Raw genomic sequence first — 15,587 nt, forward strand, 5'->3', positions numbered from 1 at the left:
GGTACGATTTTTAGTTGTTAATTTATGATGAAGAGTGCATTGAGGATTAGTGTTACTAACTTTAGGATATTCTGAAGAAATAAGGCACAAAAAATGCGCTGAATTCTCAGCGCATAATTAGTTATAACATGTTAAATCTTATTTTGAGACAGACAATTCTCCTGCTTCTAGTGATGCTTTATAGTTCGCTTTAACTTCACTCAAATAGCCGAAAAACTTAGAGCCATCTTTTTTCTTTAAAATGACATAAGTTGTTCCGTCATCTTTAGTTTTTATTTCAGAAACAACAACAGCATTACCATAAACGCTATTGTAATTTGCTACTTTACCACGCTTGATTAAAATATTTGCCTTTGGAAAATAGACATGGTTAAATTTTTGAGCATAAGGCTCATTGATTTCTAAAACATCACCAACTTTAGGTTGATCTTGCGCTTCAGTATTAATGCATAATCCTAAAAACAAGAGTATAAAAAATAATTTTTTCATAATTAAAAGACTTTAAAATTAGAATTATTTAAAAATAAAAAGAATTATTAGGAGTAGCAATTTTTTAACAATAGAAATTTTTAATCATAAAAACGTTATATGAGCTATTGGAAATACTATTAATTTTATTTAGGTTTGAAATCAACTTAAACATGTATTTATGCAATTATTAGGAATTGGTTCTAGAATAGACCACAACGAATTTGGTAAAGGTGTTGTCACCAATGTCACTTCAAAACATTATTGGGTAACCTTTATGGATAATGGTTTAGAAACGATTGATATTGATAGCGACTTTGAAGTTATCGAAGCTTGTGAAGATGAAGTTGACTCTGTAAGTTTTGCTGAAGTTGAAAGTAGTCTCGTTCATATTTTAAAACGCTGGAGTGATGTTACTGAAATTGTTCCTATTGCTGAAAAATGGAAAGGTGGTAAATTAATTATGGAACCAGGAGATACTAATTTGCAAGGGAAAGAGTTGCCCATTGACAGTTTCTTTCATAAAATCACGATGGTTCGCGATCGTTTACGTGTGATGGAGCAAAAAATCAATTCCAGTTCTAATCTTGACGAGCAAGAAAAAATAGATTTACAGCAATATATCACGCGTAGCTACGGAAGTTTAACAACATTCAATGTGTTGTTTAAATTGAAGTCGCAGCAGTTTGTCGGACAAAAGTCTAAATAATGATTAGAAAATCAGATCACAGGATAAAATCACAACTTGATTGATTTACTGATCGTTTTGTGAGGTTTTAATATCATCAATTTCCAATCCGAAAAAGAAAAACTTATGAAATGTTGGTAATTGTGCTCCAGTTGTTGTAGTCGTCCAATCTTGCCATGAAGCTTCCAGCCCGTCTATAGGTAAAATATCAACCCACATTTGATAGCTTAAAGGTTTTCCTGAGTCATCCAAATGCCACAGGTACGAATCTCCTGGTGTAGATCCTCCTGAAGTATAGGTGACTAATAGCGCCTCTTTGCCATTCTTTGTTGTTACCAATCGACGTTCAACACCGTCATCAAGCACCTTGTAAGGCGCCACCAGCCAGAACGTATCGTTATTGAATAAATCTACAGCTTTATTGATGTAATCCTCAGCATCTTCTCCAGTATACCGTTCTTCAGATAGAAAAACTTCAGATGTATCATGATCTTGTAAATCTAAATTGACTTTAATGTTTTTCCAGTAGACTTCACAGGTGTTATTTGTTTTATGCCATTTAAAATGATGTCGTTTCTTAAATGTAAATTCAATATAATCTGTTGCTTTATAAGCTTCATAATCGAGAGCATTTAACATTTTTGTTGCTAATTGATGAGCTTCTTTGCCTTCGGTACCTGTAGGTAAATCTTCATTATATTTAAAGTACATGTACGCATAAAGTAGGAGTGATGGTAAGGTGAAAAAAATGATAACTCCTCCAATAATTTTTAGAATCTTTTTAGGTTTAGGCACGTTGATTTATTTTTTTAGTTTAAATGTCTTTTTATAATTCTGAAATGAGATTATTTAAGTTACTAGCTTAATTTTTGTTTGACACCTTTTGCTAACGATAATGCAGCTTCCTTATGATGTCTAAACCATAATTCGGGTTCGATAAGTTCTAATTCTGAAAGCGCTATATTACCATCATTATCTTCAAAAATATCAACTCTGGCATAGATTGGTAATTCCGGACAAGCTTTAACTGCCAATTCAGCAAAATTAATCTCTTCTTCTGAAGGTGTATAGTCTTCAATACTTCCTCCAAAATCATCTTGTACTCTAAAATCACCAGCTTTGGCTTTTTTTAGAATGGCGTGCGTAAATACACCATTAAAAACCATCATAGATATTTCTCCTTTTGATACGATATTATATTGAAAGGGCTGTAGCATCATAGCTTCGTTAGCAATCAAATTTTGAAATTGCGTTTCGTGTGCTGCTAGATTATCAAGATTCAATTTATAAGTATGTCTTGCCGCTCCAGATACACAGGGTTTTAAAACAGTTTCATGCCAGTCGAGTATATCGTGTAACTGCGCTAAGTTAACTTTGGCGCCTTGTTCAATAAAATGGCTTTCCGCAATATGAATACCTTTGTTTTGTAAATCTAAAAGGTAGTGTTTGTCTATATTCCAACGGATAATGGCTTCAGAGTTTAGTAATATCGTCTGTTTTGAGATGCGTTCTAACCATTCTGAAAATTCAGGAAAGCGATCAAAATAATCCCAGGTGGTGCGAAACAGAACAGCCTTAGTTGTTGACCAGTCAAAAAACATGTCATCCCAGGCGAGACGTAAGGTTTTGAGCCCTACTTGCTCTAGAGCGTGATACACGAGACGGTCTTCATAATACACATTGTGTTTATAATCATCTGTTTTAGAATCGTTCAAGTAGCGGCTGTCAGTAAGGATAACCACATCAAAATCAGTATTCAAAAGCGTGTCATTTAATTAGTTGTCATTTTTGTAGCCTTCAGGACGCATAGAACGCACAGGAGCAGCAGGTTCAGGCATTAACTCAAATTCATTATTTTTCAATTGTTTTAGAGCTTCTTCGACAGCACGTTCCAATTGAGGATCTTTGCCTTCTAGGACCAGTTTTGGATGCTGAATGACTTCAATATCTGGAGCGACGCCAACTCCTTCAACAGCCCAGTTTCCGTCTACGTCATAAAAACCACCACGAGGAGCTACCATTCGGCCACCATCAATAAAACGTGGTGTGTCCCAGGTTCCAACTAAACCTCCCCAGGTTCTGGTACCAACTAACAATCCTAGGTTAGCTTTTTTAAACATATACGGAAGTAAATCACCACCAGAGCCAGCTCGTTCGTTAATAATCATCACTTTCGGACCCCAAATTCCGGCCATTGGAGTAGTCCACGGTCGATTTGTATTCGTTTTACTATTGAAATACCCGAAGAGTTGACGATTCATAATATCTATCATATAATCTGCTGCAGATCCACCACCATTATTACGTTCGTCAATAATAGCTCCTTTTTTATCCTGCTGAGAAAAATAGTAACGGTTAAAAGATGTAAAACCACCTCCACCAGTGTTAGGCACATAAACATAAGCGAGTTTCCCGTTAGAAAGTTGGTCGACCTTACGACGATTACTTTCAACCCAGTCGACATAGCGTAAATTACGTTCACTTCTAACAGGTTTAATTAAGACCGTTTTGGCACCATTCATAGAAGGTTTGCTATTGATAGTGATGTTGATTTCACGACCTGCCGTTTGTTCAAGTAATTGATAAGGATTGACATTATCTGACACTGGCTTTCCGTTTATAGCTAAGATATAATCACCCTCGTTAATTGAAAGTCCGGGTTGTGCCAAAGGCGCATTTGTACCAGGATTCCAGCGTTCGCCTGTATATATTTTATCAATTTGATAAGCACCATTTTTGGAACTAATATCGGCTCCTAAGAGTCCGACAGGAACAGTATCCACATCTGGCATATCACCTCCTGAGACATAAGAATGTCCGACAGCAACCTCACCACTCATAATATCTACAACGTAGTTAAGGTCTGTTCTGTGGCTGACATGATCTATCCAAGGTGCATACCAGTTATAGACGTCATCCCAAGGCGCACCATGTACATTATCTACATATAAAAAATCACGCATAAAACGCCAGCCTTCTTTAAAAATCTGATGGTATTCTTCTTTTGGGTTAACTTGTATTTTAAGGTTGGTATTGATTTTATCTTTAGTGAAATTTGGCTTACCAGAAGTTCCTGAAATTGACCACTGTCCGCTTTTATTTATGAGAGTAGACTTTCTATCTGCGGAAATAATCATTTGTTGAACTCCTTCGGCAAAGTCATTCGCTTCGTCTTTTTCAGTATCATAATCGTGAATTTTCACGCCATTTCCACCATCAATAGCTTCAGCAACAAAAACATGATGTTTAGGACCATTTGAAAGAGATACATAATTACCACTAGGCAAACTTAAGGCTACGGCTCTATCAAATAGACCATCGGTATCTATAGTTACGACGATACCTTCTGAAGGATTAAGGTCTAATTTAGGTTCATTGTCTTTCTCATCTTTTTCTTCTTTCTTTTTCTTAAATTCGTCAACTTTGTCTTTTACTGATACTAACTCCTCATCCGATTTAATATGGTTGGGTGCTTTGTCCGAAGCATTTAAGACAACAGCATATAAACTACGAGTGGTTTCTGGGTCATACGAACTCATATCGAGCCATCCTGTTGCGAGTCCGTAATTTGTACTGGCCAATGTGTATAAATATTTTCCTGAGGCATCCCAAACCGGACTAATAGCATCTGCTATAGGATCGGTAATAGGTACTATTTTTTTAGAATCAATATTGTAGGCATAAATCGATTTAAAATTGCTGTTATTTTGCTTTGCATAAGCAATCCATTTGCTGTCTGGAGACCAAACAGGATTCATCGAACGGTTGGGATGTGCATAACCTTCGGTGTCAGCTTTAATCGCTTTTTTTGAATCTAAATTGATAATCCAGATATTGAAATCGGTATCTGTATAGGCTATATGTTTACCATCTGGAGACCAGTCGGGTTGAAAGTAAAATGTTGTATTAGGTAATTTAATAGATGTTTGATTTTGACCGTCCTGATCGGCAATAACTAATTGATATTCGCCACTTTTATCAGAAAACCATGCGATTTTATCACCTTTAGGAGACCAAATAGGTGTTCTGTCTGCAATACCAGACGAGTTTGTTAAATTTCTCCAGGTTCCATGTTCTTTTGGAACTGTGAAAATATCACCACGATGTTCAAAAACAGCACGCTTACCATTTGGCGATATATTAGGGTTGGTTAATTGCGATCCTGTTACATTTTCCCAACGAGTACGCGCAAAATTTAAATCGGCTTTAACCTGTATGTTTAGTGTTTTTGAGATACCATTTGAAGGGTCTAGCGTATGTAGTAATCCACCTTGTTCGTAGACAATTTTATCTTGACTGGCATCCAAACTTTTGACATCAAATTTCTTGTGAAACGTGAGTTGCTTTTCGGTTTTTGTTTGAGGATCAAATGACCAGATGTTACTGGTATAGTCGCGTTCAGATAAATAATATACAATACCATCAAGCCAAACAGGATAGAGGTGCCGCTCTTTGTCCAATTGAGGTGTTGTGATTAAATCTTTAGTTTTAAGGTTAACAATCCAGATAGGCATGGCTTGTCCGCCACGATAATTACGCCATTCTGGATCCCAAGATGTTATAGGAGTATAAGCGATATGAGTCCCGTCAGAAGATATTTCGCCATAAGCAGCTCGAGGAATATCAAGCGCTTTGGGTAAACCTCCTTTTGGGGAAACCGTAAAAAATTTATTGGTTTGAGTAGGCCTGCCTTCACGACCCGAACGAAATAATATATGACCTTCTGGTGTCCAGCCTTCAACAAAATCAGCAGACGGATGGTAAGTTACACGCTTAGGTTCGCCACCTTCACTAGGCATTACAAACACATCAAAATTACCATCGTATTGTGCCGAAAAGGCTATCCATTTTCCGTCGTTAGAGAAGTGCGGACTCAATTCATAACCATCGTCGCTTGTTAGTCTAATAGCTGTTCCACCATTGGTAGATGCTTTCCACAAATCATTAGCATAAATAAAAACTACATCATTGCCATGAAGCGTAGGTTGACGTAAAAGTTTTGTGTTTTGAGCTGAGACTGTAATCGTAAATACACCAAGAAAGGCAATTATAAATCGTTTCATATTGGGTTGGTTTTAGGTGTTAACTTAAGAAGTTAAAGATACGAAAATGTAATAAGGCGTATTATTGAGAAATGTTAAAATACCGTCTTATACCTTGTAATTATTTACTTATACAAATCAATAATTGCGCACAATTAAATGGCGTGTAAAGGTTGATGTGATTTTGGGTATTTATAGATTAAAAAATAGTTTTTTAAAATCCAACTGCGGCATCATCACCACGATAATCGGCACCACCTTCAAGAGTACCATCTTTTAAAACAAGAATAGCATCTACTTTTCCAATAACAGGTGTGCGTTCTTCGTTTATAGTATAACCTTTGGCTTCAAGTTGGGTTAGTAGTGATGCATCAAATCGGTTTGGCTCCATTCTAATTTCTTCGGGCAGCCATTGATGATGAAATCTAGGCGCATCAACAGCTTCCTGCATGGTCATATCAAACTCATGAACATTTAAAATGGTTTGTAAAACAGAAGTGATAATGGTCGAACCTCCAGGAGTTCCAACCACCATAAACAAGTTGTCATCTTTTTCAACAATGGTTGGTGTCATAGCACTTAGCATTCGTTTTTGTGGTGCAATAGCATTGGCTTTTCCGCCTATGAGTCCGTACACATTAGGAACACCAGGTTTACTACTAAAATCATCCATTTCATTATTAAGAAAAAAGCCTAATTCATCAGCATAAAGTTTAGAGCCATAAGCGCCATTAAGCGTTGTAGTTACTGCTACTGCATTTCCAAACTGATCAACGATAGAGTAATGTGTTGTTTCTTCATGCTCTTTAAATTGTATCTGTTCGGAAATTTCCATAGTAAAATCAGGGATATTGCCATAAGAAATAGTACCTGAAGGCGTTGCTTTATCAAAAGTGAAATGCTTCATTCGGTTTTTTAGATAGGCATCAGATAATAAATCGTCAATAGGAATAGTCACAAAATCTGGATCACCCAAATAATAGCTCCGATCAGCATAGGCCTGTTTTTCTGCTTCGACAATGACCTGGATGGCTTCAAGAGAATTCTGTTCATATTGACTCAAATCAAAAGGCTCTACCATCTTCATAATTTGTGCTAAACAGAGTCCGCCAGATGATGGCGGTGACATCGATATGATAGACAAATCATCATAATTAAACCGTATAGGATCACGCCACTGAGCACGATATAAGGCTAAGTCTTCTAACGTCATAATACCACCACGTTGATTGAGAAATTCTATCAATTGAACGGCTGTTTCTCCTGTATAAAATTCATCACGTCCGTTTTTAGCAATGCGTTTAAGAGTTTCGGCCAGTGCCTGATTTTTATAAATTGACTGTGCTGCAACATCTTTATTAACGGGTACTTGCTTTCCGTTTACGGCAGTTATAATACTATCATATTTTACGAAACGCTTATGTTGTTTTTCTGTGACTTTAAAACCATTTTCAGCTAGTGCAATTACAGGTTCTAATAAGGTTTTAATAGGAAGACTGCCGAATTTTTCGTGAGCTGCAAAAATTCCGGCAATAGTGCCTGGGACACCTACCGCGTAAGCGCCGACCGTACTTTTATCTGGAATCACATTTCCGAGGGTATCTAAATACATATCGCGACTTGCTGCTAAAGGTGCTTTTTCGCGATAATCTAAAGCACCAGTTTCACCAGAATTAAGACGATATACCATAAAGCCACCACCTCCAAGGTTTCCTGCATACGGATAGATAACTGCAAGTGCCATTTCGGTAGCAAACATAGCATCAAACGCATTACCGCCTTGCTCCAAAATGTCACTACCTATTTTAGAGGCTTCATGTCTGGCAGAAACAACCATTGCATTTTGAGTTATAACACCTCGTTTTATAGGTGGATCGGTTTTGCATGACGTCAGGGACATTGCAATTAGTAAAAGCGTTAATTTAATTTTCATCGTGGAGTTGAGTTTCTATGTCTTTTAGTTTTGTAGTTGTAAATGCCTGAAGTTCTTCAAAAAATGAGGTGAATTCTGCTTCAAATTCTGAATAAAATTCTTTGAGTTCAATGGTGGCAGTATTCATACCTGATTTAAGTTGTGTTCGTCGGTTCATGCCCTCTAAAACTTTTTGTATCCCTTCAATTTTAGCATAACTTAATAACCAATTACCAGCAATCATGTGTGGCATCATTTTTTTAATACGAGCAGGTAATAGTTCGAAATGATCACCTAACAAATTGTAAAAGCTATCTATGTACTCGTCTAAAGGAGTTTCACAATAATTTTTCCAGTTTTTGGCAAGAAAATGATCGTATAATATGTCGACAATTACACCACTATAATGTCCGTAGTTTTTATGTAAACGTTTCGTGCTTTGTCTAACTGTTGGGTGTGCATCAGTAAAGGTGTCTATATGGCGATGTAACAGGATGCCTTTTTGAATTCCTACAGGAAATTTTTTATAGTGTTTTCCTCGAATACCATCAGCAATAAAGTTACCGATAGTGATTTGATCATCGTTGTTAGAAAGATAAATATGGGCAAGAAAGTTCATTCAATAAATATATGTATTTTTGAGTTCAAAATGTTTATACTTGGATAGATTACCCAATTTAGATCCGCTTCGTTTTTTTCTAGCTTCGTTGGTTATATGTTTCCATACACCACAACTATGCAGAAACCAGGGACTTCCGTATTTTTTAGATGCTCCGATTTTTAATAGAGGTACAGAAGCCGTTTATATGTTTTTTGTACTGAGTGGGTTTTTGATTATCCGACTTATCTACAGGTATAAACAAAGGGACGACTTTTCTATACGAAAGTTTTACATTCGTCGGATACTTCGGATTTTTCCATTGTACTATTTAATTGTCGCATTTGGCTTTTTGTTTTATTGGCTCATTTTACCTGCGTTACATATTCCTTTTGAAAATAATTATAACCTAGGAGAAGGTGTCTTACTGGCTACTTTTTTTCTACCTAATGTGTTTTCAAAATTGTATATGCCTGGAGGTATTCTTGAAGTGCTTTGGTCTATAGGTATAGAAGAGCAATTTTATATAATAATAGCGCCTTTACTCTACATGATTAGAAAGCACAAAATAGTCATGATTTTAGTACTATTAACCGTTGTTTATTTTATAGTCTATCACTTAGACGGTCTCGAGGTTTTAAGACGATATAAGTTTGTATATTTCTTTTTATTTTCAGGAGGAATTATCGCTATTCTGGAAGAGAAAAAATATCTTGAATTTTTAAAGCGTCACTGGATCATACCGCTTTGTATAGTTGTAGCAACCCTGTTATATTTTGTAACCGATATAGTTCAATTTGAACAGCTTTGGTTAAGTAATTTAACGACCATGATTTTGTTTGGTTTGTTTATTCATAGTTTGGCACATAATAATTTTGGAAGAACTATAAATAATAGGCTGTTAAATCATCTTGGGCATATTTCTTACGGCATTTATATGTTCCATGTTATTGCGCTCAATGTTGTCGTTTTTTTTATGCTAAAAATTCAAAAGCATGAAATTTTTAATACTACAATAACAATACTTTTAATTTATATACTGACTTTTGCACTAACGATACTTCTGGCGCATTTGTCTTACAAGTATTTTGAATCTTATTTTTTAAAACTGAAAACAAAATTTAGATAATGACACTTATAAAATCAATCTCAGGAATTAGAGGAACAATAGGCGGAAATGTTGGTGATAATTTAACACCAATTGATGCCGTTAAATTTGCTTCTGCTTATGGTACATGGATAAAGCAACAACGTGATAAAGATAGCTACAGAGTTGTCGTTGGTAGAGATGCGAGAATTTCTGGAGAAATGATTCAAAATTTAGTGATGAATACTTTGGTCGGACTAGGGATTCACGTGATTGATTTAGGACTTTCAACAACGCCAACTGTAGAAGTTGCAGTTCCTATGGAGCATGCCGATGGAGGGATTATATTAACTGCAAGTCACAACCCAAAGCAATGGAATGCACTCAAGCTATTAGACGCTAAAGGCGAATTTCTGAATGGAGAAGAAGGTGCTAAAATTCTAGATATAGCTGAAAGTAATGACATGCAATTTGCTGATGTGGATAGTTTAGGAAAAATTACGGTCAATGACGCTTATATCGATTTACATATCGATGAGGTTTTAGATATGGATTTGGTAAATGTTGAAGCCATAAAAAAAGCTAATTTTAAAGTAGTGGTAGATGGTGTTAATTCAACCGGAGGAATTGCGATACCGTTGCTTTTAGAGCGATTAGGCGTGCATCCTGTGAAATTATATTGTGAGCCTAACGGACAATTTCCTCACAATCCTGAACCGCTAAAAGAACATTTAACCGATTTGTCCAAAGCCGTGGTAAAAGAGCATGCCGATTTTGGTATTGTTGTAGACCCAGATGTAGACCGTTTGGCATTTATGGACGAAAAAGGAGAGATGTTTGGCGAAGAGTACACTTTGGTGGCCTGTGCGGACTATGTATTAAGTCAAACACCTGGCAATACAGTTAGTAACATGAGTTCTACAAGAGCACTTCGTGATATCACTGAAAAACATGGCGGAACTTACGAAGCTAGCGCAGTAGGCGAAGTGAATGTTGTTAACCTGATGAAAAAAAATAATGCTATCATTGGAGGCGAAGGTAATGGCGGAATTATTTATCCTGAGTTGCACTACGGAAGGGATGCACTTGTTGGTGTAGCTTTATTTTTAAGTTTGCTTGCTGAAAAGAAAATGGACGTTAGCGATTTAAGAGCATCGTATCCAAACTATTTTATGAGTAAGAAGAAAATACAATTAACTCCCGGATTAGATGTGGATGGTATTTTAAATGCAATGGAAACTAAGTATGCTCATGAAAACTTAACGACAATTGATGGCGTAAAAATAGATTTTGCAGATTCGTGGGTGCATTTAAGAAAGAGTAATACAGAGCCAATCATTAGAATATACACCGAAGCACCTAGTCAGCTTAAAGCCGATGAATTAGCAAATCGTATTATTTCTGAAATTAAAGCAATAGCAAATATTTAGTATCTTTAACTAAAGTTATTTATTATGATTTCTACGGAAGTTTCACAGTCTACATCTTCAGAACTTGAATTGTATTTTAATACGTTCAGGAAGCATATCATTGGAATAGATCAGGAGTTTGAATCGCCTTTTGGAACAAAAAAAATCATCTACACAGACTGGACTGCATCTGGTCGTTTGTATCGACCAATTGAAGAAAAATTATGTAATGAATTTGGACCATTTGTAGCCAATACACATACCGAAACTACTGTTTCTGGTACAGCGATGACTAAGGCATATCACGAAGCAAAGCACATTATAAAAGATCATGTAAATTGTAATGATGAAGATGTGCTTATTGTTTGTGGCAATGGTATGACTGGAGTGGTTAATAAATTTCAAAGAATTTTAGGCTTAAAAGTCCCTGAAAACCTTAAAAAATATACGTCTGTTCCCGATGATATTAGACCTGTAGTTTTTATTACCCATATGGAACATCATTCTAATCAAACATCTTGGTTAGAAACCATTGCTAAAGTTGAAGTGATTCCACCAGATGAACAGGGTTTATTTTGTTTGAAAAATTTAGAAGTTTTACTTGAAGAATATAAAGATCGTCCTTTAAAAATAGCTTCAGTTGTTGGAGGTTCGAATGTGACAGGAATCGAAACACCTTGCCATGACATAGCAGAGTTGATGCACAAACATGGTGGTGTTTGCTTTGTTGATTTTGCCTGTTCAGCACCTTATGTAGATATCAATATGCATCCTGAAAATGAACTTCAAAGTCTGGACGCGATTTTCTTTTCACCTCATAAATTTTTAGGAGGACCAGGAACTTCAGGGGTTTTAATTTTCAATAAGAAATTATACAAAAACATGATTCCTGATTGTCCAGGAGGCGGAACAGTTAGTTGGACCAATCCTTGGGGCGAGCATAAATATATTGACAATATTGAAGACCGTGAAGATGGCGGAACACCAGGTTTTTTACAAACGATAAAGACAGCTTTAGCTATCAAGTTGAAAGAACAAATGGGAGTAGATAATATTCTCAAAAGAGAGCATGAGATTGTGAGTACAATTTTCAATAGACTAGGATCTGTTGAAAACTTACATATTTTGGCAGGTCAGCATCAAGACCGTTTGGGAGTTATTTCATTTTATATTGATGATTTACATTACAACTTAGGCGTTAAATTGTTGAATGATCGTTTTGGAATTCAAACACGTGGAGGTTGCAGTTGTGCAGGAACTTACGGACATTACTTATTACACGTAGATCAGCAAACAAGCCATGAATTAACAAATGAAATTTCAATTGGTGATTTGGTTCGTAAACCAGGTTGGATTAGAATGTCTATTCATCCAACAACAACTAATGAAGAAATTGATTTTGTTTGCGATAATATTATTGCATTAGCTCAACATCATGAAGAATGGTCAAAAGATTATGAATACCAAGGTAAGACCAATGAGTTTCTTCATAAATCTTTAAAGCATCAAAAGACCGATACGAGTCAAATTAAAGACTGGTTTACGCTTTAACTTTATTGTAGTCTTCAGGAGATTTATCTTTATGTTTCCAGCGTTTATGAGTCCATAAATAGTATTGTGGCGCTTCATAAATTTGTTTTTCAACCAAGCGAAAAAATAAATCAGTTATATCGTAATCTTTAAACTCTTTGGCGTTTTCGGTTATGGTTTCAAAAGTGGTTTCGTAATAGCCTCTTTTTAAACGTTTCACTCTGAAGAAAACTACAGCTAAATCTAAACGTTTTGCAAGCATTTCGGCACCTGTGTGCATTGGAACCTTATATCCCATAAATTCTCCCCAATGTAAGGCTTTAAAAGGTTTTGCAGATTGATCTGAAACAAAACCGCAAATAAAAACATTGCCTTCTACTTTCGATTTCATTAAGGTAGGAATGGTTTCTTTAGTCGTAATTAAATGGCTGTTATACTTGGCACGAATGCGCTTAATTAATTTGTCAAAATACTTATTGGCTAAACGTTTATAGACAGCATAGCCTTTGTTATCTATATAGTTTTGAAGAATAAATATCCATTCCCAGCTGCCGTAATGCGCACACATTAAAGCTACACTTCGATTATTTTTTTCGAGGTTTTGTAAGAGTTCGACATTAGAAAATGTAAATCGCTTGAGCATTTGTTGTTCAGAAATGGTCAAGGATTTTATAGCTTCTACCATCATGTCACAGAGGTGGTGGTAGAATTGCTTAGTAATCAGGTTAATTTCTTTGTCATTTTTCTCTGGAAAAACTAATCTTAAATTGTATTGAACTGTTTTTTTTCTATATCCGAAGATGCGATAAATAAAGAGGTACAAAAAGTCTGAAAACGCATAGAGTAGTCTAAACGGTAATATTGAAACCAACCATAGAAGCGGATAAATTAAAATGTAAACGAGAAATTGCATTAATGTGTTAGATTTGTAATGGCAAATATAATTATAATAAAAGTCTATGGGTAGTTTTAGTTTATTTACTGTCATTATTATTGCAGCTAATGTATTAATATCCTACAAGGGTTTTAATGACTATAGTTTTTTTGAACGCTATAAGTTTAATGTTGGTAGTATCAGGAGAGGTGAGCAATTTAGAATGTTCAGTTCTGGGTTTTTGCATGCAGATACAACACATTTGTTGTTTAATATGCTCACACTTTACTTCTTTGCTGATCGCGTCATTTATTTTGTAGGGCAAGTAAATTTTCTAATTGTGTATGTTGGTAGTTTGGCTTTAGGAAGTTTACTCTCTCTTTATTTTCATAAAAATGAATACCATTATAGTGCAGTTGGAGCCAGTGGAGCTGTTACAGGAATTTTATATGCTGCCATACTTTTAGATCCTAGAATGAGTATCTATATGTTTTTTATACCGATTCCTATACCAGCATATGTTTTTGGAATAGTATATCTTTTGTATTCTATTTACGGTATGAAAAATCGTGTCGGTAATATTGGACACGATGCGCATTTTGGAGGCGCAGTAGGAGGTTACCTGATTACTTTAATATTACAACCTTCATTATTTAAAACCGATTTACTGATGATAGGTTTGCTAGCCTTACCGATTGTTATTTTGTTTATCATGCATAAAACAGGAAAAATTTAAATCATAAAAAAAAGCCTTTATACAGATGTGTGAAGGCTTTTTTATTTTCAGAAAGTCATTTAGTCTAACAACTCCGATATTTTTGCTTCCAAATCGGCTCCTCTTAAATTTTTGGCGATGATAGTTCCGTTTTCATCTAAAATAAACGTTGCAGGAATAGATCTGATGTTATAAGCTCTAGCAACAGGATCATTAAAATAGCTCAAGTTAGAAACATGGTTCCATGTTAATTTGTCTTGCTCAATCGCTTTTGTCCAAGCGTCCTTAGGATCTTTTTGTCTTGATGTACCATCTAAAGAGACACCAATAATTTCTAAGCCTTTACTGTGATATTTGTTGTATACTTTCACGACATTAGGATTTTCTCTTCGGCATGGTCCACACCAAGCAGCCCAAAAATCAATAATGGTTACTTTTCCGAGGGCATCGTCTAAAGCTAGTTGTTTTCCATCTGGAGTTGGTGCTGTAAATTTAGGAGCAACTTTGCCAATTTCAATAGCACTTAAAGCTTCACGTTGTCTTTTTACAGCGTCTAATTTTGCTTTAACATCACTACCAAATTTTGAGTTGGTAAGACTACTATCTAATCCATCAAAAAGTTCGGTTACCTGATTAAAATCGGTGTCTCTCTGACTCATTAATTTGTCGATTAACACCATCGCGTATAAGCTTTTTGGATGCTCTTTGATATAATTGATTGGCATTTCAGAAACTTGCTTATTTAATTCAGCGTACTCAGCAGTCAGTTTGTTTTTCTCTTCAGCACTAGCAGCAGTACGTATTTGACCACCAAGTTGATTGCGTTTAGTAGAAATGTCTTGAACTTTAGCTTCATAAGCTATTAAATCTTCATTGGCTTTAGTTCCCGAAATTTTAGACGCTCTAATATTGTCTTTATTTAGTTCAACAGATATGGCTTTGTTCTCAACAATAATAGGTAATGTCCCTTTAATACTGTTTCCGCTTAACAACCAAACTTCAGGGTTGACTATTTTGCCATCAAATGTAAAACGTTCATTCATCACAACTGCTGTATCTCTGGTAATCATTTTGCCACGTTGGTCATTAGATTTAAGATAAACTCTTATACCATTGTATACTCCAGGAGCTGTTCCTGAGATAATATAACCATCTGATGGCTGTTCTACAGATTTACTATCAGTTTTACAGGAAGCCAGTAACATACCTACTAATAAAATTGTAATTATCTTTTTCATGTGTTTATGTTTAAATTTAATACTAC

General features: G+C 35.5%; 13 protein-coding genes. 5 read left to right on the forward strand and 8 right to left on the reverse strand.

Annotation, left to right across the window (positions count from 1 at the left end):
* Positions 1-138 precede the first annotated feature (138 nt).
* A complete protein-coding gene (locus tag H7350_RS10120; RefSeq protein WP_204345796.1) occupies positions 139-489 on the reverse strand; it encodes a hypothetical protein in 351 nt (116 codons plus the stop codon).
* Positions 490-649: 160 nt separating this feature from the next.
* On the opposite strand from H7350_RS10120, the gene H7350_RS10125 reads away from it, so the two are divergent.
* Positions 650-1,177: a hypothetical protein gene (locus H7350_RS10125; RefSeq protein WP_204345797.1), complete on the forward strand. Its 528-nt coding sequence runs from the start codon at positions 650-652 to the stop codon at positions 1,175-1,177.
* Between the two features lie 45 nt (positions 1,178-1,222).
* On the opposite strand, the gene H7350_RS10130 is transcribed toward H7350_RS10125, so the two are convergent.
* The 5 genes from H7350_RS10130 to H7350_RS10150 form a co-directional block, all read right to left on the reverse strand.
* Positions 1,223-1,951 carry a hypothetical protein gene (locus H7350_RS10130; protein WP_204345798.1) on the reverse strand — a complete coding sequence of 243 codons (729 nt, stop codon included), beginning with the start codon at positions 1,949-1,951 and terminating at the stop codon, positions 1,223-1,225.
* Between the two features lie 62 nt (positions 1,952-2,013).
* Entirely contained in the window at positions 2,014-2,916 is a 903-nt protein-coding gene (locus H7350_RS10135; protein ID WP_204345799.1) for an ATP-grasp domain-containing protein, read from the reverse strand.
* A 15-nt stretch (positions 2,917-2,931) separates the two neighbouring features.
* Positions 2,932-6,219: a S41 family peptidase gene (locus H7350_RS10140; RefSeq protein ID WP_204345800.1), complete on the reverse strand. Its 3,288-nt coding sequence runs from the start codon at positions 6,217-6,219 to the stop codon at positions 2,932-2,934.
* Positions 6,220-6,412: 193 nt separating this feature from the next.
* Positions 6,413-8,131 carry a gamma-glutamyltransferase gene (gene ggt, locus H7350_RS10145; protein WP_204345801.1) on the reverse strand — a complete coding sequence of 573 codons (1,719 nt, stop codon included), beginning with the start codon at positions 8,129-8,131 and terminating at the stop codon, positions 6,413-6,415.
* Positions 8,121-8,729: an acyl carrier protein phosphodiesterase gene (locus H7350_RS10150; RefSeq protein ID WP_204345802.1), complete on the reverse strand. Its 609-nt coding sequence runs from the start codon at positions 8,727-8,729 to the stop codon at positions 8,121-8,123. The genes ggt and H7350_RS10150 overlap by 11 nt, the downstream gene beginning before the upstream one ends.
* 40 nt (positions 8,730-8,769) lie before the next feature.
* Here H7350_RS10150 and H7350_RS10155 point away from each other — a divergent pair, with 40 nt between their 5' ends.
* Genes H7350_RS10155 through H7350_RS10165 form a run of 3 tightly spaced genes read left to right on the forward strand, consistent with a single transcriptional unit; the run spans position 8,770 to position 12,755 of the window.
* Positions 8,770-9,837: an acyltransferase family protein gene (locus H7350_RS10155; protein WP_204345803.1), complete on the forward strand. Its 1,068-nt coding sequence runs from the start codon at positions 8,770-8,772 to the stop codon at positions 9,835-9,837.
* On the forward strand, positions 9,837-11,225 hold the full coding sequence (gene glmM, locus H7350_RS10160; protein ID WP_204345804.1) for a phosphoglucosamine mutase: 1,389 nt from the start codon (positions 9,837-9,839) through the stop codon (positions 11,223-11,225). Before H7350_RS10155 ends, glmM begins: the two co-directional genes overlap by 1 nt.
* A gap of 24 nt (positions 11,226-11,249) precedes the next feature.
* Positions 11,250-12,755 carry an aminotransferase class V-fold PLP-dependent enzyme gene (locus H7350_RS10165; protein WP_204345805.1) on the forward strand — a complete coding sequence of 502 codons (1,506 nt, stop codon included), beginning with the start codon at positions 11,250-11,252 and terminating at the stop codon, positions 12,753-12,755.
* Here H7350_RS10165 and H7350_RS10170 read toward each other — a convergent pair.
* Complete coding sequence (locus H7350_RS10170) at positions 12,745-13,647, reverse strand: lysophospholipid acyltransferase family protein (protein WP_204345806.1); 903 nt, start codon at positions 13,645-13,647, stop codon at positions 12,745-12,747. The two genes, H7350_RS10165 and H7350_RS10170, sit on opposite strands and share 11 nt — an antisense overlap.
* A 46-nt stretch (positions 13,648-13,693) precedes the next feature.
* Between H7350_RS10170 and H7350_RS10175 the strand changes: the two genes are divergently transcribed.
* Positions 13,694-14,344: a rhomboid family intramembrane serine protease gene (locus H7350_RS10175; RefSeq protein ID WP_204345807.1), complete on the forward strand. Its 651-nt coding sequence runs from the start codon at positions 13,694-13,696 to the stop codon at positions 14,342-14,344.
* Positions 14,345-14,403: 59 nt separating this feature from the next.
* Here the strand turns inward: H7350_RS10175 and H7350_RS10180 are convergent, their stop codons facing one another.
* Positions 14,404-15,561: a TlpA disulfide reductase family protein gene (locus H7350_RS10180; protein ID WP_204345808.1), complete on the reverse strand. Its 1,158-nt coding sequence runs from the start codon at positions 15,559-15,561 to the stop codon at positions 14,404-14,406.
* Between the last annotated feature and the right edge of the window lie 26 nt (positions 15,562-15,587).

The sequence above is a fragment of the Psychroserpens algicola genome (genome assembly GCF_014526325.1).
GTDB lineage: Bacteria > Bacteroidota > Bacteroidia > Flavobacteriales > Flavobacteriaceae > Psychroserpens > Psychroserpens algicola.